Genomic DNA, 26910 nt, shown 5'->3' with positions numbered 1-26910 from the left:
TCATGACCCAGTCCGTCGCACCGTCGCCGGTGCGCGCGCGAGAGCGCATCCCGAAGGTGCGTCGCAAGCACAGCGCGAACCAGCGCCGGCTCAACATCGCGGCATACCTGTTCGTCGCGCCGTTCATGATCGTGTTCATCGTGATGCTCCTGCTGCCGTTGTTCTACTCCGGCTACCTGAGCCTGTTCACGACCCAGCTCGTCGGCGGCTCGACCTTCGCCGGGTTCGCCAACTACCTCCGGGCCTTCACCGATCCCGACTTCCTCGCCGGCGTCGGCCGCATGGCGCTGTTCCTGGTCATCCAGGTGCCGATCATGCTCGCCCTGTCGCTCTTCTTCGCCCTCGCGCTCGACAGTGGCCGGGTGCGCGGATCCGTGGCCCTGCGGTTGCTGATCTTCCTGCCGTTCGCCGTGCCCGGCGTCGTCGCCACGCTGATGTGGGGCTACCTGTACGGCAACGACTTCGGCCCGATCGCCCAGACGTTCCGGGCCGTCGGTCTGGGGGCTCCCGACCTGCTGAGCGCAGGGAACATGCTGGGCTCGATGATGAACATCGTCACCTGGGCCTTCGTCGGCTACAACATGATCATCATGTACGCCGCGCTGCGGTCGATCCCGACCGAGCTCTTCGAGGCGGCGGAGATCGACGGCGCCAGTCAGTGGCGGGTGGCGTGGAGCATCAAGATCCCGGCTATCCGGCCGGCGATCGTGCTCACCGTGATCTTCTCGATCATCGGCACCTTCCAGCTCTTCAACGAGCCGAGCCTGCTGCATGCGCTCGCGCCCAACGTCATCGACAACGGCTACACGCCGAACTACTACGCCTACAACCTCGCGTTCACGAACCAGGACGTCAACTACGCCGCGGCCATCGCCTTCCTCCTCGGACTGGTGATCGCGATCGTGTCGTACGTCGTCCAGCTCACGACGCAGCGAAAGGAAGCCCGAAATGACTGACACAGCGACGGGCGAACCGATCGCCCCACCGTCGGAGGCGCCGCCCCGGCGCAACACCAATCGCCGGGGTGAGGGCACGTCGTACAACAGAGAGAAGCAGCGCAGCACCCTGCTGACCGTGCTGCTCTGGATCTGCGCGCTCTACTTCGTGCTGCCGATCGTGTGGCTGTTCATCGCATCCACCAAGAACAACGGCGACCTGTTCAGCACGTTCGGGTTCGCGTTCGGGCACTCGTTCGACCTCTTCACGAACATCGCGGCGGTCTTCACGACCCAGAACGGCATCTACCTGCACTGGGCCGTCAACACGCTGGTCTACGCGCTGGTGAGCGCCATCGGCGCGTCGCTTCTGGCGACGATGGCGGGCTACGCGTTCGCCAAGTACCGCTTCCCGGGTGCGATCGTCATGTTCAGCGTGGTGCTGGGGGCCATCATGATCCCGCTCACGGCGCTCGCCCTGCCGACCTACCTGATGTTCAGCCAGCTCGGCATCACGAACACTCCGGCGGCGGTCATCGTGCCGTCGCTCGTCAGCCCGTTCGGCGTGTTCCTGATGCGGGTCTACGCCGCCGACGCCATTCCGGATTCGATGATCGAAGCGGGCCGGGTGGATGGCGCGGGCGAGTTCCGCATCTTCTGGCAGGTGGGCCTGCGGCTCCTCGGGCCGGGGATCGTCACCGTGTTCCTGTTCGCGCTGGTCGGGACCTGGAACAACTACTTCCTTCCGCTGATCATGCTGAACAGCTCCGAGCTGTATCCGCTGACCGTCGGCCTCGCCCAGCAGCAGGCCACGAGCGCAGCCGGCGGCGGGTCGCAGGCGTTGTTCTCGGTGGTCATCACGGGATCGCTCGTCTCGATCATCCCGCTGGTCATCGCCTTCCTGTTCCTCCAGCGCTACTGGACGACGGGACTCGCGAGCGGAAGTGTGAAGGAATGAGCGACTTCTGGTACGGCGGGGACTACAACCCGGAGCAATGGCCCGCCGAGGTCTGGCGTGACGACGTGACGCTGATGAACAGGGCGGGCGTCAACCTGGCCTCGGTCGGCATCTTCTCCTGGGCGCGCATCGAACCGCGGGACGGCGAGTTCGACTTCGCCTGGCTCGACGAGGTGCTCGACCTGCTGCACGCGGGAGGGGTGCGCGTCGACCTGGCCACGGCCACGGCGTCACCGCCCCCGTGGCTCGCGATCGCGCATCCGGAGATGCTGCCGGTCACCGAACAGGGCGTGACCCTCTCGTCGGGGAGCCGGCAGGCGTACTGCCCGAGCTCGCCGGTGTACCGGCGCTACGCGGCCCGGCTCGTGGAGGCGATCGTCGCGCGGTACGCCGACCATCCCGCGCTCGAGCTGTGGCATGTGAACAACGAATACGGATGCCACGTCAGCCATTGCTACTGCGACGCGTCGGCCGCCGCGTTCCGCTCGTGGCTGGAACGCAAGTACGGCTCGATCGAGGCGCTCAACGACGCCTGGGGCACGGCCTTCTGGTCGCAGCACTACGCCGGCTTCGACGAGATCCTGCCGCCGCGGGCGGCGCCCACCTTCAAGAACCCCACGCAGCTGCTCGACTTCGACCGCTTCAGCTCGGACGAACTGCTGGAGTGCTACCGCGCCGAAGCGGCGATCATCCGGCGCTCATCGACGGTGCCGATCACGACGAACTTCATGGGGTTCTTCAAGGCCGCCGACTATTGGAAGTGGGCGCAGGAGGTCGACATCGTGTCGGACGACTCCTATCCGGATCCGGCCGATCCGTACTCGTCGGCGTACGCCGCCATGCAGCGGGACCTGATGCGCTCGCTCGGCGGTGGCGCACCGTGGCTGCTGATGGAGCAGGCGCCGAGCGCGGTCAACTGGCGCGAGCGCAACGCGGCGAAGCTGCCGGGGCAGATGCGCGCCTGGTCGTATCAGAGCATCGGGCGCGGGGCCGACGGCATCCTCTTCTTCCAGTGGCGGCAGGCCGTGGCGGGCGCGGAGAAGTTCCACTCCGGCATGGTGCCGCACGGCGGAACAGACACGCGCGTCTTCCGCGAGGTCGAGCAGCTCGGGGCGGAGCTGCGCATGCTCTCGGGCGTCGAGGGTCTGTTGGGCGCTCCCGTGCCCGCGCAGGTCGCGATCGTCTTCGACTGGGACTCGTGGTGGGCGATCGAGCAGCCGGCGTCACCGGCGGCGGTGAGCTACATCGTGGATGTGTTCAGCTGGTACCGGGCGCTCGCCGCGGCCGGCGCGACGATCGACTTCGTGCGCCCCACCGACGACCTCGCCGGCTACCGCGTCGTGGTGGTGCCGTCGCTGTTCGTGGCGAGCGACGAGCAGCTGACGGCGCTGGACGCCTACGCCGCCGGCGGGGGCACGTTGGTCGTCGGGTACCTCACGGCGGTGCTCGACGAGAATCTGCACGTGCGCACGGGCGGGTATCTCGGGCTGCTCCGCGAGACGCTCGGGGTGTGGATCGAGGAGTTCGCGCCGCCCGCCGCTCCGGATCTCGCGGCGCTCGGCAGCGGCACGCCTCCCGTGCTCACGGTGAGCGGCGACGCGATCGGCGGCGTCGCGGAGGCCACGCTGTGGGGCGAGTACGTGCGCATCACCTCGGCCACGGTGGACGCGGTGTTCGAGGGCGGTGCGCTCGACGGGCATCCGGCCGTCACGCATCACGACCGCGGGGCGGGGACGGCCTGGTACGTCGCGACGCAGCTCGACGACGCTCCGCTCGGCACCCTGCTCGACGGCATCCTGACGGCGTCGGCCGTCGACCGCCTGCCGCGCGCGGCCGGAGTGGAGTTCGTCCGACGCGGCACGCATCTCGTGGCGATCAACCACTCGGATGCCGCAGTGACGCTCGAACTGCTCGGCACCGACATCCTCACCGGAGCCCCTGCCTCCGGCCTGTCGCTAGCGCCGCAGGCCGTGGCCCTCATCGCCGACGCCTGATTGACGTCGAGGGGCGGCGAACGCATCCAAAACCGCGGGTTTCGATGCCTTCGCCGCCCCTCAACGAAGCGCGACCGAGGGGCGCCTCAGAACTTGTTGCCGAGCGCCTTGTTCTTGATCGCGTCGAACTCGCCCTGCGTGATCACGCCCTGATCGAGCAGGTTCTTCGCCTTCTCGATCTCATGGGCCGGGTTCGCGAACGAGCTCGACTTGGCGCCGTCGTCATAGTCCTCCCTGACCTGCGCATAACGGGCGCCCTGTCGCTCGGCCATGCCACGGCCGCGGGCGATCAGGTACACCAGCGCGGTGAGGAACGGCACGAAGATCAGGAAGATGACCCAGACCGCCTTCCACCAGCCGTTCAGCTTCTGGTCGCGGAACAGATCGGCCAGGATCGCGAACAGCGCGAAGAAGTACGCCGTATAGGCGAAGATCCAGAAGACGAACCAGATAACGCTCCAGAAGTTGTTCCAGTCCATGGTGCATCCCCTCGTCGTCGGATGGCCACAGGCTATACCCGGAGGGGTATGCAAGGGCAAGGGTCACGACGGGTGCGTCAGATCAGCACGGGATACGACGCCAGGATGACCGCTCCCGCGATGGCGATCACAATCGCGAGTCCGAGCAGGAACCAGTCGACCCACGGGTAGCGGTTGCGGCTCGACATGGCGCTGAAGAACAGCACGAGCGCGAAGAGAACGGTGAGCAGCGAGTAGTTGTCGCCGCGCTGGTTGCTCTGCAGAGCGGCGTTGAATGTGGCATCGGCCTTCGTCGAGAGCTTGTCGGCCTCGGCCTGGCCCGCCGGCACATAGCTGGGTTCGGCGAACGGCGACGCCGTCGACTCGCCGCCCTTCTGCCACGCGTCGAACGCGACCTGGAAGGCCGGGGTGAAGCGGGCCTCGACGTACGACGCCAGCTTCTCGTCGCCGGTTGCGCGGGCATCCACCCACTGCGCGTAGATCGTGAGATCGATCGAGCGCGCCTCCCTGGCGTCGTTGGAGGCGTTCAGGGACTGGATGCGGTCGGAGGAGGCCTGGCTGAACTCGATCGACATCTCACCGCTCCACTTCGAGGATTCGAAGCCGCACCAGGCGGTGAGGATGGCCGTCACCGAGAGCATGAACACCGCGACGATCTCGCGGAGCTCCGTCGGCCAGGTCCGTTCTTTACGGGGCGGGGTTTCCGATTCGGACATCGGCACCAGTGTGCGACAGCGCCCGGCGCCTCACGTCACCCGTCGAGGATGATCATGAGGGCCGGGCGCGATGGAGACGACCTGCTACGCGACCGACCAGCCGCCGTCCGACGGCAGGATCACGCCGTTGACGTTCACACCGTCGTCGCTCAGCAGGAAGGTGATCGACGCCGCGAGAGCGTCGGCTTCAGCGGCATCCGGCAGGATCGTCATGGCGAGCTGCACGCGCTCGGCACCGAGTGCGGACCCGAACGACGCCTCGATGTTGGTGATGGTCGGTCCGGGGGCGACAGCATTGACGCGGATGCCGCTCGGGCCGTACATGAAGGCGCTGCTCTTGGTGATGCCGGCCACCGCGTGCTTCGACGCCGTGTAGGCGACACCGGCCGCGGAGCCGCGGAGGGCCGCCTCCGACGCGGTGTTCACGATCGACCCGGAGGCCTGGGCGAGCATCGCGGGGATGACGGCGCGCATCAGCTTCATCGTGCCGGTGACGTTGATCGAGAACACGCGGTCCCAGATCGCGTCGGAGACCTCGTGCACCGGGGTCATGTTGTCCATGATCCCGGCGATGTTGGCCAGTCCGTCGATGCGGGGTCCGGCGGCGGCGACGATCGCGGCGATCGCCGCGTCGTCGGTGATGTCACCGGCGACCGGCACGATCTCGGCCTCGGGCAGCTCGGCCGCGAAGGCGTCGAGGCGCTCCCGGGAGATGTCGACGGCGACGACGCGGCCGCCCTCACGGGCGATGCGGGATGCGGTGGCGCGGCCGATGCCGGAGCCGGCTCCGGTCACGATCACGGTCTTGCCCGCGAAGCGTCCTGCGGTGACGACCTCGACCCAGGGCTCGGGCTCGGGAGCCGAGGCGGGGGACTCCGCTGCGGATTCGTCGGCGGCAGCGGTCGCGCCTGCCGGCACCTCGCCGGACTCGACGCGCTGCACCAGTTCGTCGATCATCTGCTGCGTGAAGGCGCCCTTGCTCAGCGACACGAGGCGCTTGAGTGCGAGGCGGTGCACGGGTCGCAGCACATCAGCATCCTGACCGGACTGCGCCAGGAGGTCGCGGATGATCGGGCCACCGACGGGGTCTTCGAGCCACGTGCGGATCGACGAATCGCCGGAGAGCGTACCTGCGTTCTTGCTCATGGGTATCTGTTCCTCTTTCTCTGCGGGGCGCGTCGCTGGGGGATACGGGCGCTGACCCCTGATCTACCGGACAACACTGTCCGGTAGTACGCTACACCCGTGCCAGCTGACGGGAAGATGAACAGAGGACGAAGTGCCGGTCCCGAGAACCGTCGGGCTCTCATCGCCGCCGCGCGCGAGGTCTTCGCCGAGGGCGGATTCGCCGCTCCGCTGAGCGCGGTCGCCCGTCGAGCCGGGGTCGGACAGGGCAGCCTCTACCGGCACTTCCCCGATCGCATCGCGCTGGCGCTGGCGGTGTTCGACGACAACATCACCGATCTCGAGGCGTTACGAGATCGACCGGATGCCCGCATGAGCGACCTCTTCGACGAGATCTCCGAACAGGCGATCGCCTCCACCGCCCTCATCGACATGATCAGCACCGAGCGCCACGACCCGCGGGCCGAAGAGCTCGGCGCGCGGGTGTCCGCCGTCGTCGACGCGGTGCTCGTGCGCGATCAGGACGCCGGGCGCATCCGGGCGAGCGTCACCGGGGGAGACGTGATGCTCGCGGTGTCGATGCTCGCGTTCCTGCTCTCGCGCACCGACCACGACGAGCGTCCGGCGATCGCCGAGCGGGCGCGCCGCATCTTCCGCGAGGGGTTCGCGACCGATCCCGACGTGAGCGCCTAGGCCGCGCCTCACCGGAGGCGCGCACGCCTCCTGCCGCTACAGGCCGTAGTCCAGATCGAAGTCGTCGCGGAACGTCTCCGGTCCGCTCGCACCGGCGCTCTCCGGCTCGGGCGGCGGGGCGAATTCGATGCGCGCCTCGGTGGACGCGGTGATGAGCAGGTCCGTGCGCCGGCCGGCCGTGCTGATGATCGTCACGAACGAGCCTCCGTTGCGCACGGCGTCGACGATCGAGCGCTTCAGATCTTCGACGTCGACATCGAAGCGATAGCGCTGTGTTCCCACGACAAGAGTCGGAACGTCCATCGCGCCTCCTTCGGGTCGGAGCAACCTCAGCTGGCTGCCCTGGCGATAGTACGCGCATCTTCTGCGGGTGCTACCAGGCCGCGGGGGAGTAGCGTTCAACCATGGATGCCCGCATCGCGCAGCTCGAGGGCGGCCCGTTCGACGGCCGCACCTGGGACCTGACGGAGTACGCCTTTCAGGCGGAGTTGACCGACGAAGACGGCCGCACGGCGATCTACATCGAGACTGACCGGCTGACCGCCAACGGTCTTCCGATCTGGTCGGTCGACGTCGACTAGCCCCTGGCGTCGGCCAGTCGTGACCGGCCGAGTTCGACCAGTTCGGCGACGGCCGCGCCGAGGCGCGCGGGTTCGGGGGTCAGTTCCACGACGAGGTCGTCGACCGAGCGCATGCCCGCACGGTCGAGCAGCGTCTTCTCGTTGGTGACCCACTCGCCCCGGGCGGCCATCACCGCGTGCGCGAACTGCATCGCCGACGTCGCGAGCAGCCCGGCGCAGGCCGTCACCCGGCCGTGGGCTGCGTGGTTGCGCTCGGCGTACACCGCTGTGATCTCCGCGCGGCCCGACCACTCGTCGGCAGCAGCCCGGCGCAGAGCATCCGGGTAGTGGGGGCGCGGCAGCGAGCCGCGGAGCACACGGTTGATGGCGAGCTCGCCGACCACCAGATAACTCGGGATGAGCGCGAGGTGGAACAGGAGCGGCTCGATGCGGAAACGTCCGGCCTCGGCCTCGCCGAGCTCGTGCTCGATCACGTCGAGATCGCGATAGTGCACGTCGACCGCGCGTCCGTCGATCGTCAGCCAGGCGCCGCCGTTGAAGACTCCGCCGCCCCACCCGCCGATCTCGGAGACCTCGCCCGGCCAGCCGAGGTCGCGGAGCGCCTGCGGACGGAAGGCGCCGCGATAGTAGACGGCGAGATCCCAGTCGCTGTCGGGCCGCTCCGTGCCTTGAGCGCGCGAGCCTCCGAGGCTCACCGCCTCGACCGCGGGAAGGGAGGCGAGGCGATCGGCAACAGCGTCGAGGAACCGGGCGTCGTCCATCCGATCATCGTAGCCAGAGCGATCGACGCCGCGCCGCGGACGTCGGCTCAGCGCCATCGTAGGCCGGGCCACCGGGGCGGGCTGAGAATCCGTGTGTGCACGGATACCAGCTGCCGAACCCGCTCGGTACGCTCGGCGGAGCGCCCCACCCGAGGGTGCATGCACGCAACGGCATATGAGAGGCATCCCATGAGCACGACCGCCCCTGCCCCGCTCCACCGACCGGAGACCCGCCAGTACGCGTGGGTTCGCCACCTGATGCCGCGCATCGTCATCGGGGCCTTGATCGCCGCAGCGCTCGTCGGCGTCTACGCGGTTCTCATCGGGGAGTTCGACGAACTGTGCTGGCGTCTGATCGGCACGATCTCGCTCTTCGTCTTCTTCTCGCTGGTCTCCTGGTACGACGCGGACGTGTCGGCGCGGCGCGCCCCCTGGTTCGGTGCCGTCAGCGTCGTGACCTCGATCTACCTGCTGATCGCCGGTCTCGTGAAGGTCTGGACGCCGAACACGTACGACGGGAGCTCCCCCTGGTGGGAGCCGTTCGCCTGGTTCGCGCTGGTGGCCGTCGCGCGGCTCGGGCTGCTCCACATCCACCTGGTGCTCAACACGCAGCGCCGGTTCACCGGCCCCATCATGAGCAAGGTGACCATCGGCACGCTCACGCTCGTCGGACTGCTGACGGTCGGACTGTCGCTGCCGCTGATCTTCACGCGTGTCGACTTCGGCGAGACGTACTGGCGGCTGATGGGCGTGATCGCGATCCTGGATGCTCTGGGGACCATCCTGATCCCGCTGACCTTCTCGCTCTTCGGTCCGAAGGTGGCGAAGCCCCAGCAGCAGTTCCCGCTGCAGCCGGTGCAGCAGCCGGCGGCGGCGTTCCAGAGCTGGCAGCCCTCGGCGGCCGCGCCGTCGAATCCGGCCGCGCCGCCCGCTCCGCCCAATCCGCCCGCTCCGGCGGCGCCGACAACTCGCACACCGCCGGCCGTCCCCGCCGCTCCGTCCTTCGCGCCACCGTCGACCGCATACCCGCGACTCGTCGTCGGCTCCGGTCTGCAACTCGAGTGGCCCCGTTACATCAACGGCGCACCGCTCCCCGCACGCCCCGACGGCTCTCCGGACTTCACCGGCGTCGTCGGATACGCCTGACACAGGCTCGCATCCGGCGCGCACCGAAGAGGTGCTGCCGGGGCGACGTCGCGGCGTCAGCCGTGCGCGCTATCGTTCCGGCATGCACTGCGCGGTCCTCCTCCCGAACGGCGCGCCCTGCCCGGATCCGGTCGAGGCGGGCTCCCCGGTGCCGCTCTGCACCCACCACCTCGTTGCGGCGTACGACTGGGTCGCCTCCGACGTGGGGATCACCGACCTCCTCCCGTCACCGTGCCTGGCATGCGGCTCGCGTCTCGGCGTGCGGTACCCGTCGGGCTGGCTCTGCGCGATCTGCGAGTGGCGGCAGGGGGAGATCCCCGACGGCGATGCGCTCGACGACCGCGTCGACGTCGTCTACTACCTGCGCTTCGACGACCGGGTGAAGATCGGAACGTCCGGTAACCCTCGCCAGCGGATCGCAGCACTCCCGCACCACGAGGTGCTCGCGTTCGAGCGCGGCGGCCGGATGCTCGAGCAGCGCCGGCACCGGCAGTTCGCCGCCCACCGCATCCCTCGCACCGAATGGTTCGAGCCGAACGACGACCTCGCCGCGCACCTCGCCGCCCTGAGTGCCGGAGTGGACGATCCGTGGGGCCTCTACGACCGCTGGCGCAGCGAACGGATCGCGCTGCGCGGCTGATCGGCCCGGTTCACGAACCCGCAACCCTTTGGTACCCTCGAACGGGTATGCAGCCAGCAGACCCCCAACGCGCACACGGCCGCCGCTCGGCAGGCCGACGCCTGCCGACTCCGGCCGTCGTCATGGCGCTGCCGTTGCCGAACCGCATCGCCCTCGGTCTGATGGCGCTCGCGCTCATCGCCGGGCTCTCCATCGCGCCGACCCAGCGCGCTCAGGCGGCGGTGCCAACGTTCGACGAGCGCATCGCCGGGCAGACGATGAAGGTCGCACCGGGCGTGACGGCGCAGACCGTCGTGCGCGATGGCGTCGCCGCGACCGACGGCGTGCAAACCCTGGCGAACAACGGGACCAACGCCGACTGGGCCAAACTCGTGCTCCTGTTCGGCGGCTGGCCGAAGACCGAAGAGAACGTCACCGTCATCCTGCGCTGGATGCGGCAGGAGAACGGTCCTCCCGACTGGTGGAACCGTAACAACCCGCTGAACAACGGTTACGGCTCCGGCGGGGGCGCCGGCCTCGGCAGCTATCCCGACCTGGTCACGGCCGCGCGCTACTGCGCCGAGAACCTGCACCGCGGGTATCCGGAGATCGTGGCCGGCCTCGCCGCCGGAAGCTCCGCGGATGCGACTGCCCAGGCGATCTGGGCATCTCCGTGGGCGTCGAGCCACTACGCCAACGGCGCCCACTGGAGTACGCGGCCCGTCGAGATCGTGCAGGCTCCGGCCGACGCCTGGTGATCGACACCGCGCCGAGGGACTGATTCCGAGCGCTTCTTCCCACTAGGGTGAGCACCATCGAACCCTGGGGAGACGACGATGCGGGCATCCAAGCGAACACCGGCCGCGCAGCCGGCGACGGCACCGGCGACGACGGCAGCGGCGACGGTGGTCGCACCACGGCCTGAGCAGCCGTTCGAGCCGCGCAGCTCGCGCACACCGCTGCAGTGGGGCTATCTCGTCTCATTGGGCGTCATCGGCGCCATCGCCACCGGGCTGGCGCTCTACGGACTCCGCTCGATCCTGTTCATGATCTTCTTCGCCGCGTTCGCGACGGTCGGGCTCGACCCGCTCATCCGGTGGTTCCAGCGGCACCACTTCTCGCGGGCGTGGGCGATCGTGACGGTCATCCTGCTGATCGTCGGCGTCGCGGTTGCGATCGTCTGGGTGGTGCTCCCGCTCGTGGTCAGCCAGATCAGCTACCTGGTGCAGGCGATCCCCAAAGAGATCAACACGCTGCGCGATCAGGGCTGGTTCGACACCGCCAACGAAGCGAGCAACGGCGTGCTCGGCAACTTCGTCACCTGGATCGCCAAGGAGGTCAAAGACCCGACCGTCTGGGCCGCGATCGGCAGCGGAGTGGTCGGCTTCGGGCTCGGGGTGCTCGACGCCATCACGTCCGGATTCTTCGTGCTGATCCTCACCATCTACTTCATCGCCAGCTACGACTCCACGAAGAACGCGGCCTACAAGCTGGTGAGCGCCTCGCACCGGCCCACGTTCATCGAGTACTCCGAGCGCATCCTGCGCAACTTCGGAAAGTACCTCAGCGGCATGGTGATCCTGGCGTTCTTCAACGCGGTGTACAGCACGATCCTCCTGGTGGTCACGGGTGTGCCCGGCGCGTTCCTCATCGGCATCGCGGCGTTCTTCATCACACTCATCCCGTTGATCGGAACGGTGCTGACGACGATCGCGATGACGATCATCGCGCTGATCCACTCGCCGGTTTCGGCACTCATCGTGCTGATCTTCATGCTCATCTACATGCAGGTCGAGGCCTACATCCTCACCCCGAAGGTCATGGGCAAGGCGGTGCAGATCCCAGGCTCGGTCGTGCTGATCTCCGCGCTCGCCGGGTCGACGCTGTTCGGGCTGGCCGGCGCGCTCGTGGCCATCCCGATCTCGGCGGGCATCATCCTGATCATCAAGGAGCTGGTGATGCCGCGCAAGGAGCTCCGCTGACGCGGGCGGCGCGGCCGGTGGTCCATGGGCGGCCGCGTTCGTGTTCCGTTCGGATGCGGCCCTCACGCGTCCGGATTCCGTAAGGATCCGGATGGCGGGGCGGCCGCGCGCGTAGAACAGGAGCGTGTCCACTGCATCCCGTCATCCATCCGCCCTCGAACGTCGCAGCGGCGCCCACCCCGGTCGACCCGGGCGTCGCGTTGAGCGCCTCCTCCGCGTGCTGTCGGAGGGACGCCATCCGTGGGGTTACCTCGATCAGACGTCGAGCGCGACGGCGCACCGCAGCGGGGTGGTCTCGCATCGCCTCGTGGTGTTCGCGCCGGGAACCAACGCAGCGGAGCGCAGGATCCTCATGGCCTATCGCCAGTGGCCGCTGATCGGCGGTCTCGGAGCGCTCGTCACCGCAATGGTGCTGGCGCCGGTCGCGTCGTGGGCGGCGCTCGTCGGGATGCTCGGGCTGTACGTGGCCGGGTGCATGGTGCTCGCGCGGGTGTCCCGCGAGCTGCGGCGGGCGTGCCGCAGCGTCAGCGCGTCGAGCATGGTGGTCGGGACGACGCTGCACCGAGCGGGGGACGCTCGCACGCTGAGTGCCAGCCGCGCAGCGCTTCTCGCGCTGGAGGAGCGGAGGGACCGCGGCGAGATCGGCGAGGTCGAGTTCGAGGCCGGGTGGGGTCAGGTCTTCGCGACGATCAGACCTGCAGGTCAGCCGAGCGTTCGCTGAGTAAACATACCATTCGTCCGGTTAATGCTAGGCTCGCTGACAGCGAGGCGCCGACGCGGCTGCCGTCACTACGGGGGTTGTGACGGCGCGTCGGCGCCTCGATCTCGTTACCGCCTCGGTCTCGTTACGGCGTCCGGTTCCTCTCAGGCGGAGTAGCGGTAGAAGCCCTCGCCCGTCGACAGGCCGAGCTTGCCCTTGTCGATGTAGTTCTCCTTGAGGTACGCGGCGAACTCGCGCTGCTTGGGGCCGGCCGCCGCGGAGATGTTGTAGGCCGTCGTGAGGCCAACGATGTCGAAGATCTGGAAGGGTCCCACCGGGGATCCCGTGCCGATGCGCCAGGTCTTGTCGATGGTCTCGGGGTCGGCGATGCCGTCGACGAGCAGTTCGGATGCGGCATCCAGCAGGGGGACCAGCAGCGAGTTGAGCACGTAGCCGGCCTTCTCCTTCTTGATCTCGATCGGGACCATGCCGATCGCCGAGGCGAAGTCGACCACCGTCTGGTACACCGCGGGGTCGGTCTGGGTGGTGCCCATGATCTCCGCCGTGTTGTTCACCCACACGTGGTTGGCGAAGTGCAGGGCGAGGAACTGGGCCGGCCGTCCGGTGAATGCGACCAGGTCGCTCGGCAGCAGGGTGGACGAGTTGGTGGCGAAGATCGTCTTCTCGGGGGCGAGCTCACCGAGCTTCGTGTAGGTCTCCTGCTTGAGCTGCAGGTTCTCGGGGATCGCCTCGATGACCAGGTCGGCGTCAGCGACGGCGTCCGCCAGATCGGACGAGTACCGGATGCGCTGCAGAGCCTGCTGGGCGGCGCCGCCGGCGGCCCCCGCGACCTCGGACTCGTAGGTGGCGGCGAGACCGGCGAACCGCTTCTCGGCGGTGGCGAGCACCTCGTCGGTGATGTCGTAGGCGGTCACGGTGAAGCCGTGGAAGGCGGTCTGGTACGCGATCTGCGAGCCGAGAACACCTGTTCCCAGAACGGTGACGTTGGTGATGTCTGTCATTGCTGCTCCTTCTCAGAGGCGGTCGGGGAGGTGGTCGGGGTGGTCAGGTAGCCGCGGGCGATCACCTCGAAGTCCGCGGCGAGATCGGTGAGCAGGTCGTCGGTCGAGGTCGCGGTGATGGCGGCATCGGCGATGGCGAGGTGCATGGCGGCGAAGATCGCCCGTGCAGCGGCGGCGCTGTCGGGTGCGGGGGAGGCGCCGGGGCTCGCGCGCAGCCAGGAGTCGCGGAGGGTGGCGGCGATGCGCTCGCGCAGTGCGACGAACAGCTCGAGCCCCTCCGCGCGGTAGCGCTCGCCGGGGTCGCCGAAGAGGATCTCGCGCTGATAGACGAGGGTGTTCTCGTCACTGTTGCGGCCGGCGCGCACCAGCGGGGTGACGAGGCGGAGCGCCCGACCGGCGGCCGGGCCATCCGGATCGTCGGCGTCGATGCCCGACTGGATGCTCTGGGCGCTCTTCTCGTTGTAGACCATGACGAGCAGCTCGGCCTTGGTGGCGGCGTAGCGGAACACCGTGCCGGCGGCGACGTCGGCTTCGTCCGCGATCTGCTGGGTGGTGACGGCGGCGAATCCGTCGCGGTCGAACAGGCGGGCGGCTGCATCGAAGATGCGCGACCGCTTCTCCTCTTTGTTGCGCTCGCGCCGGCCTGCGGGCCGGGTGGACTCATCCGTCATCGTCACACCTCTTCCCGATCCCACGAAATGAATGAACTCATAAATGAGTCTACTCAGCTTTATCGGAAAGTCGAGCGGTGCGCCGCCCCGCGCCCGTCAGCGCCCGATCAGGGGATGAGCAGCACCTTGCCGCCCGGGTGGCCGCCCTCGACCAGCCGGTGCGCCTCGGCGACCTCGGCGAGCGGGAAGCTGCGGGCGATGTCGATCTGGAACTCGCCCCGCTCCAGGAGATCGAGCACAACGGCGTAGGCCTCGGCGCGCAGCCGGCGCTCCTCCGCGGTGAGCGGCACGGGGTTGCCACCCGACCAGGCGTGGATCCCGAGCTCGGCGGCCCTCGCCCCGACCACGAGGGTGCCGATGTGATCCCGGTCGGCGACGAGCTCGAACGAGGCCTCGAGCGCCTCGTCGGTTCCGACCGCATCGAGCACGCGGTCGATGCCTCCGGGTGCAGCGGCACGGATGCGGTCGGCCAGCCCATCGCCGTAGGCGACCGGGATCGCCCCGAGCTCCCGCAGCCGCTCGTGGTTGTTCTCGGCCGCGGTCGCGATGACGGTCGCGCCCCAGCGATGAGCGAACTGGATGGCCGCGCGGCCGACGCTCCCGGAGCCGCCGTGCAGCAGCAGGGTCGTGCCATCCGTTACGCCGAGGGAGCGGAGCGCCTGGTAGGCGGTGCTCACCGGCACGCCGATCGCGGCGGCGACCTCCCATGACACGGATGCCGGCTTGCGCACGAGCTGATCCTCCCGCGCGACCACGTGGCTGGCGTACGCCCCGTCGGCGTTGCGCACCACGACCTCGTCGCCGATCGACCAGTCCGAGACGCGGTCGCCGACGTCGACGACCACGCCCGCCGCGTCCGAACCGACACGGCGCGGCTCCGTGATCTCGGAACTCGCGCGGGCGCCCGAGCGCAGTTTGGCGTCGATCGGGTTCACCCCGGCGGCTTTCACGGCGACGACGACGGCGCCCGGGGGAGCGTCAGGCGTCGGAACCTCCACCACCTCGAGCACCTCGGGTCCGCCGAATCGTTCGTACTGCACAGCCGTTGCCACTGGTTCTCCTTCGCTCGCTCCGCGCCGGTTCCGCCGACGCCCCCATCGATCCCATCACCTCGCCGCGGTGAGCGGAAGGCTCTCGACAGGTGGGAGCACCCACGGCGAAACGAGACGTCACAAACTGTCGCGTAGGGGCGGGAATCCGGCCCCGCAGCGACAACAAGCGCCAACTCAGCCGACCAGGGAGCGCGCACCTTCGTCGGCAGGGTCGCTCGCGAACGACCGGCGGTACTGCGTCGGCGCGACGCCGACCTCCTGCGCGAAGTGGTGGCGGAAGAGCGTCGCGCTGCTGAAGCCGCACTGGCGGGCGACCTCGTCGATCGGGAGCTCGGTCGTCTCGAGGAGCAGCCGGGCGTGGAGGACGCGCTGGCGCGTGAGCCACTGCATCGGCGCCACGCCGGTCTCCGCCACGAAGCGCCGGGCGAAGCTGCGGGTCGACATGTGCGCGCGCTTGGCAAGGGCGTCCACGGTGTGCGACTCGTCGAGCCGGTCGGAGAGGTAGTCGAGCAGCTCGCTGAAGGTGTCGCCGGCGACCTCGGGCACCGGGCGGTCGATGTACTGGCGCTGACCGCCGTCGCGCTGCGGCGGCACCACCATGTTGCGGGCGATCGTGTTGGCGACGGCGCTCCCCAGCTCGCGGCGCACCAGGTGCAGACTCGCGTCGATGCCGGATGACGTCCCCGCGCTCGTGATGAGGTTGCCCGCGTCGACGAACAGCACGTCCGGGTCGACGTGCGCCTTCGGGTAGCGGCGGGCGAGCGCCTCCGCGTAGCGCCAGTGGGTGGTGCAGTCGCGCCCGTCGAGCAGCCCGGCCTCGCCCAGCAGGAAGGCGCCCGAGCACACGCTCAGCAGGATGGCCCCACGCGCGTCCGCGCGTCGCAGTGCGTCGAGCAGCTCCTCCGGGTAGTCGTCACGGATGCGGGCCGCCGGTACCGCGATCAGGTCGGCGTCTTCCATCGCCTCGAGTCCGAAGGGCGGGATGATCGACGCCCCGGTCGGATTCGTGAGGGGCACGCCCGGTTCGAGACCGCAGACACGGAAGTCGAACGGGCGGAGGCCGGCGTAGCTGCGGTCGAGGCCGAAGACCTCGCAGACCACACCGAACTCGAACATTGCGAAGTCGTCGATCAGGGGCACTGCCACCGAGTGGATCATGCTCCGAGTGTACTGGCGGAATCTTTACGAAGATAGTCCCAATGCCATCTCGTGGCCGAATATGTTCGAACGTAGCGTTAGAGACATGGCAAACACAGTGTGGACACAAGGAATGGAACACGGATGGATCGCCCGGGTGACGCGTTCCGAGCAGGCGGAGCCGCGCATCCCGCGCCGCCGGCGCTTCACGCTGAGCGACTGGCTGCCGGCGGCGATCCAGGCGCGTGGCGGGCGGGTGACGCGCGACGACGAGCGCGCGTTCCGCGACCTGCAGGGCGTGCTCGACGCACGCGAAGCCGGGCGCTGACGCTCAGACCGACGCTCGACGGCGCACGCGACTGACGCGCCCGCCCGACCCGCTCAGAAGGCGAACAGCTGACCGAGCACGATGATGAGGATCAGGAACACCACGACGACAGCCGTGATGATTCCGACCGTGCGTGCGGAGAGCTTGGCGATGCCGAAGCCGACGATGAACGGCAGCGCGATGCACGCGAGTGCGAGAACCCACCAGAAGGCCGCGAACCCGCCCTGCGACGCCGATTCCAGTCGCCCGCCGAACAGCTTCTGCGAGGCCGGATGCGTGGCGAAGGCGATGCACGCCGACAGCGGGTAGGCGATCAGAACGGCGACGATCAGCCCAGCGAAGGCACCCCACAGTCCGCGGGATCCTCCCATGTGAAGCGTCGTCTCCTCGTGAGGACCCTGCTTGCTCTTCGTGCTCATGCGCACAGCTTAGCCACAGGGCCCTCACGGGCGGCAGGGGTGGCGACGCGCCGGCTCAGCCGGCCTGCACGTCTCCGCGCCAGGCACCGGTCTCGGACCCCTGGCTTTCGATGAACTCCTTGAAGTTCTTGAGATCCTTCTTGATCGCGTGATCGTCGACGCCGAGTGCCGCACCGAGGCTCTCCAGTGCGCCGGCCGGCGTCCAGTCGAGCTGCACCGTCAGGCGGGTGGTCGACTCGGAGAGGCGGTGGAAGGTGACGACGCCCGCGTGGTCGACCTCGCCGCCGACGCTGTTCCAGGCGACCCGCTCATCCGGATGCTGTTCCGTGATCTCGGCGTCGAACTCGCGCTCCGCTCCGCCGATCTTGACGACCCAGTGCGTGTGAGTCTCGTCGAGCTGCCGGATCGAGACGACCTCGTCGAGGAAGTGGGGGAACGATTCGAACTGGGTCCACTGGTTGTAGGCGATGGAGACGGGGACGTCGACATCGACGGATGAGGTGACGGTAGCGATGGGAGTACTCCTTCTGTCGGGTGCGGGCCGGTCGGCGCCGCGATGCGCTCTGGCATCACCGTGGACAGTAGGCGGGACTGCGCACGTACGTGAGGGGGTCGACATCGGGCGCGGTGCGGGTAGGGGCCCGGGTAGTCGGCAACGACCGGGGAAAAACGCTGGACTAATCGGCCGCGGGGCAACAGAATTCAGGACATGAGCGCAGGGGCTCGCGTCATCCGCACCCCTGATCAGCGGTTGCGGATCTTCGTCAGTTCGACCCTCAAGGAACTCGCGCCCGAGCGCCGGGCCGCGAGAGCCGCCGTCGAGCGACTGCACCTGGCGCCGGTGATGTTCGAGCTGGGCGCACGCCCGCATCCGCCGCGGGAGCTCTACCGGGCCTACCTGGAGCAGTGCGATGTGTTCGTCGGAATCTACTGGGAGCGCTACGGCTGGGTCGCGCCCGACGAGGACGTGTCAGGGCTGGAGGACGAATACAACCTGTGCCCGCCGGATCTGCCGCGTCTGCTCTACATCAAAGACCCCGCTGAGAATCGGGAGCCGCGGCTGAAGGAACTCCTCGATCGCATCCGCTCCGACGACCGGGCGTCGTTCAAGTACTTCGAGTCGGCCGACGAACTCGCGGTGCTGCTCGAGTCCGACCTGGCCACGCTGCTCGCGGAGCGGTTCGAGTTGAGCCGAGCCGCGGAGTCGGCGCCGGCTGCGGCGGCCGAGAGCGAGGGAGCGGCCGCGGCTCTCCCCGCTCCGCTCACCGAGCTGATCGGGCGCGAACGAGAACTCGCCGACCTCGAAGGGATGCTGCTGGGCGGCACCCGCCTGGTCACGATCACCGGCTCCGGCGGCATCGGCAAGAGCCGGCTCGCCATCGCCGCAGCGACGGCGCTCGCTCCGCGGTTCGCGGACGGCGCCGTCTTCGTCGACCTCTCCACCGTGCACGACCCCGCGGCGGTGCCGAATACGCTCGCTCAGACCATCGGCGTGCGCGACACCGGCGATGCGCCGATCACCGAGAAGGTCGTCACCGCGCTGCGCAACCGGCAGATGCTCCTCGTCCTCGACAACTTCGAGCAGGTGCTGGGAGCTGCTCCCGCTCTCGCCGCGCTGCTCGGCGCTGCCCCCGGCATCGCGGTGATCGTCACGAGCCGCTCCCTGCTGCGGCTCGGCGGTGAGCAGAGCTTCGAGCTCGGGCCCCTGGTGGGCGAGCCGGCCACGGCGCTGTTCGTCGAGCGGGCGCACGCGGTGAAACCGGACTTCGAGATCACCACCGAGAACGCCGAGGCGGTCGTGCGCATCTGCGAGGCGCTCGACGGGGTGCCGCTCGCGCTCGAGCTGGCGGCAGCGCGCATCCGGGTGCTGTCGGCGCCCGAGCTGCTGGAGCGCCTCGACCGGCGGCTGCCTCTTCTGGTCGGGGGCGCCCGCGACCTGCCGGAGCGTCAGCAGACCCTGCGCAGCACGATCGAGTGGAGCACGCAGCTGCTCGGGGAGAGCGAGCGTCGTCTGCTCGCCTGCCTCGGGGTGTTCGAGGGAGGCTTCACGCTCGAGGCGGCCGAGTTCGTGGCCGCGAGCGGGCCGGAGAGCGGCGACGCCGAAGGTGGCACCGCAGCAGGCGGCAGCGCGGCAGGAGGCGCGGGTGACGATGACACGCTGAGCGCTCTCGCCGCGCTCGTCGACAGCAGCCTGCTCAGCCAGCACGACACCAGCGAGCGTCCGCGCTTCTCGATGCTCGCCACGGTGCGCGAGTACGCCCTCGAGCGGCTGATCGCCGACGGAGCGCTGGAGCGCATGCGCGGCGTGCACGCGCACTACTTCGTGCGACTGGGCGATCGTGCCGAGCTGGAGCTCGAGGGAGCGAAGCAGGCGGAGTGGGTGCTGCGCCTCGGCGACGAGAGCGACAACCTGCGCGCGGCGGAACGGTATCTTCTCGGTCAGCGCGACTGGCGCACCGCCGCGCACCTCGCCTGGACGCTCTACGTCTACTGGTGGGTCGCCGGCCTGCTCGGCGAGGTGCGCGGGTGGATGGACGAGGCCCTGACGTCGGGGGATGAGCTCGACGACGTGACGCGGGCGACGGCGCTGTACTTCACCACGGCGATCACGTTCTGGCAGGACCCGGACGGCACGGTCGCGTCGGGCCTCACCGAGAGCGCCGAGCTGTTCCACCGCGAAGGCGATGCGGCCGGCGAGGCTCTGGCCCTGATCTCGCTCGCCCTCGCACTGCTGGCCGCTCAGAGTCCCGATCCCGCGCGCGCCGACGACGCGATGGAGACCAGTCTCGGCCTGTTCCGGTCGAGCGGTGACCTGTGGGGCGAGTCGATGGCGCTCGTGATGCTCGGGCGGGTGGCACTGCTGCGGCAGAACGTGCACGGCGCCCTGAACCGCTTCGAGGAGAGTCTGCGTATCGCGCGCCGGCAGGGCGACGAGCTCGCCGAGACCATCGCGCTGCACCACCGGGGCTGGGCCCGGCTGCTGCTCGGCGACGTCCAGGATGCGGCGGTCGACTTCGGCGAGTGCCTCGGCATCTCCTCCCGGCTCGGCCACGTCGAAGGCGTCGCATACGCGCTGGAAGGTCTGGTTGCCGTGGCGGCTCTCGCGGGAGACGTGGTGCGCGCGGGTCACCTGCTGGGGGCATCCCGGTCATTGCGCGAGCGCAGCGGACTGCACAACGCGCCGGCGTTCTCGTTCCACCAGACCTTCGTCGATCAGTTCGTGGCGAGCGGCCGTGCCGACGGCCTCGACGACGCGGTGATGCAGGGGCGGACGCTGAGCGAGGAGGAGGCCGTCGCCGAGGCATCGGCGCCGCTGACGGCGAGCGGGGCATGACTGACCGCATCCTTCCGTACACACGGGTGGTGGGCGCGATCATCATCCCGTTCCTGGTCGCGGCGTTCGTCATCCTGTACCCGCTGGCCGACCACACGGACACGCTCTTCGCCTGGACGATCGCCCCGTCGCTGACCGCCATGCTCCTCGGCAGCGCGTACTTCGGCGGGATCTGGTTCTTCGTGCACGTCGTGCGCCCGAACCGGTGGCATGCGGTGCGCTACGGGTTCCCCGCTGTACTGGTGTTCGCCACGCTGCTGGCCGTCGCGACGTTCCTGCACTGGGGCAAATTCCACTTCGGGCATATCTCGTTCATCGTGTGGGTGACCCTCTACGTGACCACCCCGTTCATGGTGCTCGTGGCGATGATCCTCAACCGGCGGGAGGATCCGCGCGTGCCCGACGCACGCGACGTGGTCATCCCCGCCTGGGTGCGCATCCTGCTCGCGGTGGTCGGGCTGGCAGCACTGGTCGTCGGCCTGTGCCTCTTCGTCGTTCCTCAGATCGCGATCGACGTATGGGGCTGGAAGCTCACGCCGTTGACGGCGCGGGTCTGCGGGGCGATCCTCACGCTGCCGGGCATGGTCAATGTGTGGATGCTCGGCGACAGCCGCTGGTCGGCGTTCCGACAGGTCTTCCAGGCGCAGCTGGCGAGCCTGGTGTTCATCGCGCTCGCGCTGGCCATCCGCAACCGGGAGCTGCTCTGGGCCCGTCCGTCAGCAGCGATGTTCGTCTGCGGCATCCTGGTGTCGCTGCTCGCCTACGCCGCGATCTACATTTGGGCCGAAGTCCGCCTCCGCCGCCTCAACGGATGACCCGTCCGGCCCCCTCGAGCCCGCTGAACCATCCCGTGCGCTCGGCGACCGCGCGGGCGCCGGCCGGCAGACGGCTCAGCCGCAGCTCGACGCCGCGCCCCGCGAGTTCCCGGTCGAGGTCCTCCAGCGTCTCGATCACGGTGAACGAGATCTCCTGCAGCACCGACATGTCGAGCACGAGCACCGTCAGCCCCGGCTGCGCGTCGGCCGCGGCGAGCACGGCCTGCTCCGTTCCCAGCACATTGGCCGTGTAGAGCGGCGCCAGCAGCGAGACCACGAGCTCGCCGTCCGCTCCGGCAGCGGTGGCGATCCGCGGCTTGTTCAGCGCCGAGAGCAGCAGGATGAGCGTGAGCACGACACCCGTCGCCACCGCCACCAGCAACCCGGCCGTGAGCCCGACCAGGGTCGTGACCATCGCCACCCAGAAGTCGCGCCGGCTGATGCGCCACAGGCTGGCGAGCGTTCGCACGTCGATCAGCCCGAACACCGCGACGAAGACGAGGGAGGCGAGCGTCGCCTGCGGCAGCAGCCCGATGATCGGCCCGAGGAACAGGCCGACGAGCAGCGCGAGCGCGACCGTCACCAGCGCGGCCAGCTGCGAGCGGGCGCCAGCCGCTCTGTTGACGGCGCTCTGCGAGAAGCCGCCGGCTGCGGGGAGCGTCTGGAAGAACCCGCCGATCAGGCTGGCGCCGGCCGTCGCGAGCAGCTCCTGGTTGCTGTCGATCGGACGATCACCCGGGTCCCGGATGCCGCGGGCCACGGCGGCCGATTCCAGGAAGGCCATCACCGCGATCGCGAACGCGCCGGGAACCAGCCCGACGACGTTCTGCAGGCTGGGCAGCGTCGGGAGGGGGATGCCCTGCGCAACCGGCGGGATCTGGTCCACCCCGGCGCCGTTGAACACGCCGAACGCCACGAGCAGGATGCCGACGACCACCACGATCAGCGGCCCCGGCACCCGCGGCAGGAACCGCTTGAACAGGAACAGCGCGGCGATCGACCCGGCCGACAGCAGGGTCGTCGCGAGGTTCGCGTGCGGGATCGCCTCGATCACGGCCACGATCGACCGGATGAAGCCCTCCCCGGTCGGCTGGGACTCCTCGCCGAGCAGCTTGGGCAGCTGACCGACGGCAACGGTCGCCCCGACCCCGACCTGGATGCCGAGCAACGTCGGGCGGTTGATGATCTCGACGAGCGATCCCAGCCGCAGCAGGCGCGCGACCAGCAGGATGATGCCGACGAGCAGCGTGAGCGTCACCAGGTCGCGCGGGATGTCGTCCGAGTGCGCCGCCACGCCGACCGAGACGAGCGTGGTCGCGGTGAGGGTCGCGATCGTCGAGGTCGTCGAGACGCTCATCGCCCGCGAGCCTCCGAGCATCGCGTACACGAACATCGGCACCGTACAGGTGTACAGGCCGGCCTGAACCGGCAGGTTCGCGATCGTGGCGTACGCCATCGCCTGCGGGATGACGACAGCGCCGGCCGAGACGCCGGCGAGGATGTCGCGGCCCAGCCAGCTCCGCTGGTAGCCGGCCAGGGTGGGAAAGAGCGGGATGCGGCGCCGGGCGGCCGTCGTGGCCGTCACGCGTCGGCTGCCTGGGGCTGGGGGAAGATCTGCGACCAGTCGTCGCGCACGCTCACGATCGTCCAGTCGTTCCCGGATGCCGCGGCCAGCGCCCTCTCCGCGCCGGCATCGTACGGTTCGTCGCCGCGTCCCGTGTCGTCGTCGTGGTGCACGAGCATCCCGAGCCCGCTCGCGTATCCGAGCATCTGCATGTCGCCGTTGGAGTTGCCGACCGCGAGCGCCGGGCGCCGCCCGACCCTGCTCCAGATGCGCACCGGCTTCTCCGGTCCGTCGTCCATGAACGAGAAGGCGTTGCCGTACCGCACCTCGTTCGCGGTCTCGTCGTAGCTGAGACCGACGGCCGAGCCGACGACCCGCTCGGGAGGGATGCCGTAGTAGTCGTGCGACATCGGCCGCATGAAGTCGCGGTCGCCGCCCGACACGATGTAGCAGGTGAACCCGTTGGCCTCGAGGAATCGCAGCAGCTCGATCATCGGCTTGTACACCGCGCCGGCGTAGGAACGGCCGAGGGTCAGGTGCTTGGCGTCCCGGTAGAACCCGGTCACCGCGGCCTGGTACTCCTCGACGCTCTCACCTGCGGTGGTGGCCAGGATCGCGCCGATCATCGTGTGCAGGTCGCTGTCGTCGCCGTCGTAGTGCTTCTCGATCGCCTTTCCGAGCCACGCGAGGTCGTTGGTCACCGCCGCCTTGTACGGCTGACGGTCGGCGAGCGACGGGTCGGCCGCTGCGGCCGCCGCCCAGCGCATCACGATGAAGTGCAGCTGGGTCGGCATGGGCTTCTCGGTCCACAGCGTGCCGTCGTTGTCGAACACCGCGACGCGCTCGTCCGGGGGCAGGGCGCCATCGCCGGTCGTGACCGAGGCCACGAAGTCGACGATGGCGCTCTTCGTCGCCGTGTCACGCCAGGACGGCAGGAGGTCGCTCATCGTTACTGCCGGGTCATCGCGATCTGCAGCCGGTGCTCCGGATCGATCAGGTGATCGTGGTTGTCGTCGCCTACATCCAGCCGGATCCACGAGATCTTCCCCGTGAACGCGTTGCCGGTCGCGCCGTAGTCGCTGGAGACCGGCGAGGCCAGGTCTTCGCCGATGTCGACGGTCTCGTCCATGGAGAAGAAGAACGGCAGCGTCCGCTCCACGTTCCCCTCGGCGAGCGTTGTGCCGCCATCGGTGATCGTGACCGTTCCGCCCTTTCCGAGACCGCCGCCCTCGTACGCGAAATGCATCACGAGCTCGTGTTCGCCGGGTTCGAGCGCCGTCTCCGATCGAGTGAAGTCGGTCGTGATGCCCATGATGTTGTACGCGAAGGCGGGCTTGCCGTCGGTCAGGTAGAGCGACCATCCGCCGTACGCACCGCCCTGGGCGATGACGACGCCGCTCGCTCCGCCGTCCGGCACGGTCAGCTTGGCGGTCACCGTGAACGACTTGTTCTTCACGTTGACGACCGAGTTCTCGCTCAGGCGCTTCATGCCCGGGTAGAACGTCTGCGAGGTCCCCGTCACGAGCGCCGGCCGTCCGGCGATCTCCTCGTTGAAGCGCTCGGCCGACCGGATGTCGAGAGGGAGCACGTTGAACCGCGCCGCCTGGATGAGGAACAGCCGCTGGAGCTCGGCGAGCCTCTCGGGCTCCTGGGCGGCGAGATCGTGCGACTGCGTCCAGTCCTCCTCGACGTTGTAGAGCTCCCAGACATCCTCGTCCAGTCCGCGGTCCGAACTGAGCCACGGCTTCTTGTGCAGGGCCACCGCCGTCCAGCCCTTGTGGAAGATCGCGCGGTTGCCCAGCATCTCGAAGTACTGGGTGGTGTGCACTTCGTCGGCGTCCTCGGCCTCGAACGTCGAGTTCATCGGGGTGCCCTCGCAGGGTCGCTGCGTCACGCCGTGAACGGTCGACGGCTCCGGGATGCCGGCAGCGGCCAGCACGGTGGGCGCCACGTCGATCACGTGCGCGAACTGGTTGCGGATCTCGCCGCGTGCGGCGATGCCCTTCGGCCACGAGACGATGGTGCCGTTGCGGGTGCCGCCCCAGTGCGAGGCCACCTGCTTGGTCCACTGGTACGGGGTGTCCATCGCGTGCGCCCAGCCGATGGCGTAGTGGTTGTACGAGCGCGGCGTTCCGAGGTCGTCCTTGTGGGCGATCTTGTACGCGTCGTCCTCCATCTCGGTCATGTGGTTGATCGTGAACGCCTCGTTGGTCGTTCCGGTCATCGTGCCCTCGGCGGACGCGCCGTTGTCGCCGATGATCACGTAGACGAGCGTGTTGTCGAGCTCGCCGATCTCCTCGAGCGCGTCGAGCAGAAGGCCCACGTGATGGTCGGCGTACTCGAGGTACCCGGCGTAGACCTCCATCTGGCGGGCGAGCACCGGTTTGATCTCGTCGCTCATCTCATCCCAGGCCGGGATGCCGTCGCTGCGCGTCGTGAGCGTCGCGTTCTCGGGGATGACGCCCAGCTCCTTCTGGCGCGCGAAGGTCTCGTTCCTGATCTCGTCCCAGCCCTGGTCGAACTTCCCCGTGTATTTGTCGGCCCACTCCGGCGGGACGTGGTGCGGGGCATGGGTCGCGCCGGGGGCGAAGTAGGTGAAGAACGGCTTGTCGGGGGCGAGCGATTTCTGCTGCTTCGTCCAGACGATGGCCTTCTCGGTCATGTCGGCCATGAAGTGGTAACCCTCTTCGGGGGTTCCCCACGGCTCGACCGGGGTCGTTCCCTCGTAGATGGCGGGATACCACTGGTTGGTCTCGCCGCCGATGAAACCGTAGAAGTACTCGAAGCCGCCACCGGGGGTCGGCCAGTGGTCGAACGGTCCGACCGCGCTCGTCTCCCACACCGGCACCTCATGGCACTTGCCGAACTGCGCCGTGTTGTAGCCGTTGAGGCGCAGCGTCTCCGCCAGTGGAGCGCAGTTGTTCGGTCGCAGGGAGTTGTACCCGGGGGCGCTCGTCGCGATCTCGGTGATGCCGCCCATGCCAACGGTGTGGTGGTTGCGTCCGGACAGCAGTGCGGCCCTGGTCGGCGAGCACAGGGCCGTCGTGTGGAACCGCGTGTACTTGAGGCCCTGCGCGGCGACGCGCTCGAAGTTGGGCGTGTGAACAGGACCCCCGAAAGTGCTCGACGCCCCGAAGCCGGTGTCGTCGATGAGGACGACCAGCACGTTCGGGGCGTCGGACGGCGGAAGCAGTCGCTTGATCGGCGGATAGTGAGTATCCGGATCGGTCGCGTCGTAGGTGACCGTCCCCGTATATGCCAGATCGGGAATCGGGAGTGTCGCCCGTTGTACCGAGTCCTGCGCGTCAACCATGTTGCGTCCCCTCCATCATGAGCTTCGATGCGTTGCAGCCGACCCTAGCCGAGCGTCTCCCTGCATAACAGAGGGTCTAGACGCCGTGACCGGGCGCACGATACATTCACCGCATCCCTGTGCACTGGGCGCAGGGTGCACGAGGGGATCGATCGAACTATGTGGAGCAATTTCTGGGACATCATCTGGCTCTTCTTCTGGAGCTTCGCGTTCATCGCCTACCTGTTCGCGCTGTTCGCCATCATCGGTGACCTCTTCCGCGACCACAAGCTCAACGGCTGGTGGAAGGCAGTGTGGATCCTGTTCCTGATCTTCGTGCCCTTCCTCACGGCGCTGGTCTACCTGATCGCGCGCGGACCGGGGATGGCCGAGCGCAGCCAGAAAGAGGCCAAGCAGGTTCAGCAGGCCACCGACAGCTACATCCGCACGGTCGCCGCGGCCAGCCCGGCCGACGAGATCGCCAAGGCGAAGGCTCTTCTCGACGCCGGCACGATCACGCAGGAGGAGTTCGAGCACCTCAAGGCCCACGCGCTGGCTCACAACCCGTCCGCCTGACCGCACGTCGG

Annotated in this window: 28 protein-coding genes; 14 read left to right on the top strand and 14 right to left on the bottom strand. The window is 68.7% G+C overall.

Annotated features, from left to right (window positions below; all coding sequences use genetic code 11):
- Positions 1–2 precede the first annotated feature (2 nt).
- From AC1DB1_RS02285 to AC1DB1_RS02275, 3 genes are read left to right on the top strand one after another with little or no spacing between them, the layout of a single operon-like run.
- Complete coding sequence (locus tag AC1DB1_RS02285) at positions 3–956, top strand: carbohydrate ABC transporter permease (RefSeq protein WP_271176936.1); 954 nt, start codon at positions 3–5, stop codon at positions 954–956.
- Complete coding sequence (locus AC1DB1_RS02280; protein WP_477199629.1) at positions 949–1893, top strand: carbohydrate ABC transporter permease; 945 nt, start codon at positions 949–951, stop codon at positions 1891–1893. The genes AC1DB1_RS02285 and AC1DB1_RS02280 overlap by 8 nt, the downstream gene beginning before the upstream one ends.
- Positions 1890–3887 carry a beta-galactosidase gene (locus tag AC1DB1_RS02275; protein WP_271176938.1) on the top strand — a complete coding sequence of 666 codons (1998 nt, stop codon included), beginning with the start codon at positions 1890–1892 and terminating at the stop codon, positions 3885–3887. Before AC1DB1_RS02280 ends, AC1DB1_RS02275 begins: the two co-directional genes overlap by 4 nt.
- 86 nt (positions 3888–3973) lie before the next feature.
- On the opposite strand, the gene AC1DB1_RS02270 is transcribed toward AC1DB1_RS02275, so the two are convergent.
- The 3 genes from AC1DB1_RS02270 to AC1DB1_RS02260 all read right to left on the bottom strand — a co-directional run bounded on the left by AC1DB1_RS02270 (position 3974) and on the right by AC1DB1_RS02260 (position 6228).
- Positions 3974–4366 (bottom strand): SHOCT domain-containing protein, encoded by a 393-nt coding sequence (locus tag AC1DB1_RS02270; protein ID WP_271176939.1) that lies wholly within the window; start codon positions 4364–4366, stop codon positions 3974–3976.
- A gap of 77 nt (positions 4367–4443) precedes the next feature.
- Positions 4444–5082, bottom strand: a complete 639-nt coding sequence (locus AC1DB1_RS02265; protein ID WP_271176940.1) for a hypothetical protein — start codon at positions 5080–5082, stop codon at positions 4444–4446.
- 84 nt (positions 5083–5166) lie between these two features.
- Entirely contained in the window at positions 5167–6228 is a 1062-nt protein-coding gene (locus AC1DB1_RS02260) for an SDR family NAD(P)-dependent oxidoreductase (protein WP_477199628.1), read from the bottom strand.
- Between the two features lie 99 nt (positions 6229–6327).
- Here AC1DB1_RS02260 and AC1DB1_RS02255 point away from each other — a divergent pair, with 99 nt between their 5' ends.
- A complete protein-coding gene (locus AC1DB1_RS02255) occupies positions 6328–6900 on the top strand; it encodes a TetR/AcrR family transcriptional regulator (protein ID WP_271176942.1) in 573 nt (190 codons plus the stop codon).
- A gap of 36 nt (positions 6901–6936) precedes the next feature.
- On the opposite strand, the gene AC1DB1_RS02250 is transcribed toward AC1DB1_RS02255, so the two are convergent.
- Positions 6937–7203 carry a hypothetical protein gene (locus AC1DB1_RS02250; protein ID WP_271176943.1) on the bottom strand — a complete coding sequence of 89 codons (267 nt, stop codon included), beginning with the start codon at positions 7201–7203 and terminating at the stop codon, positions 6937–6939.
- A gap of 101 nt (positions 7204–7304) precedes the next feature.
- On the opposite strand from AC1DB1_RS02250, the gene AC1DB1_RS02245 reads away from it, so the two are divergent.
- Positions 7305–7481 carry a hypothetical protein gene (locus AC1DB1_RS02245; RefSeq protein ID WP_271176944.1) on the top strand — a complete coding sequence of 59 codons (177 nt, stop codon included), beginning with the start codon at positions 7305–7307 and terminating at the stop codon, positions 7479–7481.
- On the opposite strand, the gene AC1DB1_RS02240 is transcribed toward AC1DB1_RS02245, so the two are convergent.
- Positions 7478–8242 (bottom strand): nucleotidyltransferase domain-containing protein, encoded by a 765-nt coding sequence (locus AC1DB1_RS02240; protein ID WP_477199627.1) that lies wholly within the window; start codon positions 8240–8242, stop codon positions 7478–7480. The two genes, AC1DB1_RS02245 and AC1DB1_RS02240, sit on opposite strands and share 4 nt — an antisense overlap.
- Before the next feature lie 189 nt (positions 8243–8431).
- Here AC1DB1_RS02240 and AC1DB1_RS02235 point away from each other — a divergent pair, with 189 nt between their 5' ends.
- From AC1DB1_RS02235 to AC1DB1_RS02215, 5 genes are all read left to right on the top strand, one after another.
- Complete coding sequence (locus AC1DB1_RS02235) at positions 8432–9388, top strand: hypothetical protein (RefSeq protein ID WP_477199626.1); 957 nt, start codon at positions 8432–8434, stop codon at positions 9386–9388.
- An 82-nt stretch (positions 9389–9470) separates the two neighbouring features.
- On the top strand, positions 9471–10028 hold the full coding sequence (locus tag AC1DB1_RS02230; RefSeq protein WP_477199625.1) for a GIY-YIG nuclease family protein: 558 nt from the start codon (positions 9471–9473) through the stop codon (positions 10026–10028).
- Between the two features lie 47 nt (positions 10029–10075).
- A complete protein-coding gene (locus tag AC1DB1_RS02225; protein ID WP_271176948.1) occupies positions 10076–10765 on the top strand; it encodes a hypothetical protein in 690 nt (229 codons plus the stop codon).
- A 78-nt stretch (positions 10766–10843) separates the two neighbouring features.
- Positions 10844–11989, top strand: a complete 1146-nt coding sequence (locus AC1DB1_RS02220) for an AI-2E family transporter (RefSeq protein WP_477199624.1) — start codon at positions 10844–10846, stop codon at positions 11987–11989.
- A gap of 124 nt (positions 11990–12113) precedes the next feature.
- Positions 12114–12710, top strand: coding sequence for a DUF6611 family protein (locus AC1DB1_RS02215; RefSeq protein ID WP_477199623.1), 597 nt, complete (start codon positions 12114–12116; stop codon positions 12708–12710).
- A 143-nt stretch (positions 12711–12853) separates the two neighbouring features.
- Here AC1DB1_RS02215 and AC1DB1_RS02210 read toward each other — a convergent pair whose 3' ends face one another.
- The 4 genes from AC1DB1_RS02210 to AC1DB1_RS02195 all read right to left on the bottom strand — a co-directional run bounded on the left by AC1DB1_RS02210 (position 12854) and on the right by AC1DB1_RS02195 (position 16592).
- The gene (locus AC1DB1_RS02210) at positions 12854–13711 is read right to left on the bottom strand and encodes a 3-hydroxyacyl-CoA dehydrogenase (protein WP_477199622.1); all 858 of its coding nucleotides are present in this window, start codon (positions 13709–13711) and stop codon (positions 12854–12856) included.
- The gene (locus AC1DB1_RS02205) at positions 13708–14382 is read right to left on the bottom strand and encodes a TetR/AcrR family transcriptional regulator (RefSeq protein WP_477199621.1); all 675 of its coding nucleotides are present in this window, start codon (positions 14380–14382) and stop codon (positions 13708–13710) included. Before AC1DB1_RS02205 ends, AC1DB1_RS02210 begins: the two co-directional genes overlap by 4 nt.
- A gap of 107 nt (positions 14383–14489) precedes the next feature.
- Positions 14490–15434 carry an NADP-dependent oxidoreductase gene (locus AC1DB1_RS02200; protein ID WP_477199620.1) on the bottom strand — a complete coding sequence of 315 codons (945 nt, stop codon included), beginning with the start codon at positions 15432–15434 and terminating at the stop codon, positions 14490–14492.
- A gap of 174 nt (positions 15435–15608) precedes the next feature.
- The gene (locus AC1DB1_RS02195) at positions 15609–16592 is read right to left on the bottom strand and encodes a helix-turn-helix domain-containing protein (RefSeq protein ID WP_477199619.1); all 984 of its coding nucleotides are present in this window, start codon (positions 16590–16592) and stop codon (positions 15609–15611) included.
- 85 nt (positions 16593–16677) lie between these two features.
- Between AC1DB1_RS02195 and AC1DB1_RS02190 the strand changes: the two genes are divergently transcribed.
- Positions 16678–16899 carry a hypothetical protein gene (locus tag AC1DB1_RS02190; protein WP_477199618.1) on the top strand — a complete coding sequence of 74 codons (222 nt, stop codon included), beginning with the start codon at positions 16678–16680 and terminating at the stop codon, positions 16897–16899.
- 53 nt (positions 16900–16952) lie between these two features.
- On the opposite strand, the gene AC1DB1_RS02185 is transcribed toward AC1DB1_RS02190, so the two are convergent.
- A complete protein-coding gene (locus AC1DB1_RS02185; protein WP_271176956.1) occupies positions 16953–17318 on the bottom strand; it encodes a hypothetical protein in 366 nt (121 codons plus the stop codon).
- Between the two features lie 55 nt (positions 17319–17373).
- On the bottom strand, positions 17374–17832 hold the full coding sequence (locus tag AC1DB1_RS02180; protein ID WP_477200075.1) for an SRPBCC family protein: 459 nt from the start codon (positions 17830–17832) through the stop codon (positions 17374–17376).
- A 195-nt stretch (positions 17833–18027) separates the two neighbouring features.
- On the opposite strand from AC1DB1_RS02180, the gene AC1DB1_RS02175 reads away from it, so the two are divergent.
- Together AC1DB1_RS02175 and AC1DB1_RS02170 are read left to right on the top strand one after the other, a co-directional pair.
- Positions 18028–20652, top strand: a complete 2625-nt coding sequence (locus tag AC1DB1_RS02175; RefSeq protein ID WP_477199617.1) for a DUF4062 domain-containing protein — start codon at positions 18028–18030, stop codon at positions 20650–20652.
- Positions 20649–21467 (top strand): hypothetical protein, encoded by an 819-nt coding sequence (locus AC1DB1_RS02170; protein ID WP_477199616.1) that lies wholly within the window; start codon positions 20649–20651, stop codon positions 21465–21467. The genes AC1DB1_RS02175 and AC1DB1_RS02170 overlap by 4 nt, the downstream gene beginning before the upstream one ends.
- On the opposite strand, the gene AC1DB1_RS02165 is transcribed toward AC1DB1_RS02170, so the two are convergent.
- Genes AC1DB1_RS02165 through AC1DB1_RS02155 form a run of 3 tightly spaced genes read right to left on the bottom strand, consistent with a single transcriptional unit; the run spans position 21457 to position 26344 of the window.
- Entirely contained in the window at positions 21457–23052 is a 1596-nt protein-coding gene (locus AC1DB1_RS02165) for a SulP family inorganic anion transporter (protein ID WP_271176959.1), read from the bottom strand. The genes AC1DB1_RS02170 and AC1DB1_RS02165 overlap by 11 nt on opposite strands.
- A complete protein-coding gene (locus AC1DB1_RS02160) occupies positions 23049–23978 on the bottom strand; it encodes an HAD family hydrolase (RefSeq protein WP_477199615.1) in 930 nt (309 codons plus the stop codon). The genes AC1DB1_RS02165 and AC1DB1_RS02160 overlap by 4 nt, the downstream gene beginning before the upstream one ends.
- Positions 23979–23980: 2 nt before the next feature.
- Positions 23981–26344 carry an arylsulfatase gene (locus tag AC1DB1_RS02155; RefSeq protein ID WP_477199614.1) on the bottom strand — a complete coding sequence of 788 codons (2364 nt, stop codon included), beginning with the start codon at positions 26342–26344 and terminating at the stop codon, positions 23981–23983.
- A 159-nt stretch (positions 26345–26503) separates the two neighbouring features.
- Between AC1DB1_RS02155 and AC1DB1_RS02150 the strand changes: the two genes are divergently transcribed.
- Positions 26504–26899 (top strand): SHOCT domain-containing protein, encoded by a 396-nt coding sequence (locus AC1DB1_RS02150; protein WP_271176962.1) that lies wholly within the window; start codon positions 26504–26506, stop codon positions 26897–26899.
- The last annotated feature ends 11 nt before the right edge of the window (positions 26900–26910 follow it).

It is taken from the genome of Leifsonia sp. 10N434, assembly GCF_056394405.1.
Note: the sequence above shows the minus strand (reverse complement) of the source record. Positions and strands in the feature narration are given on the sequence as shown.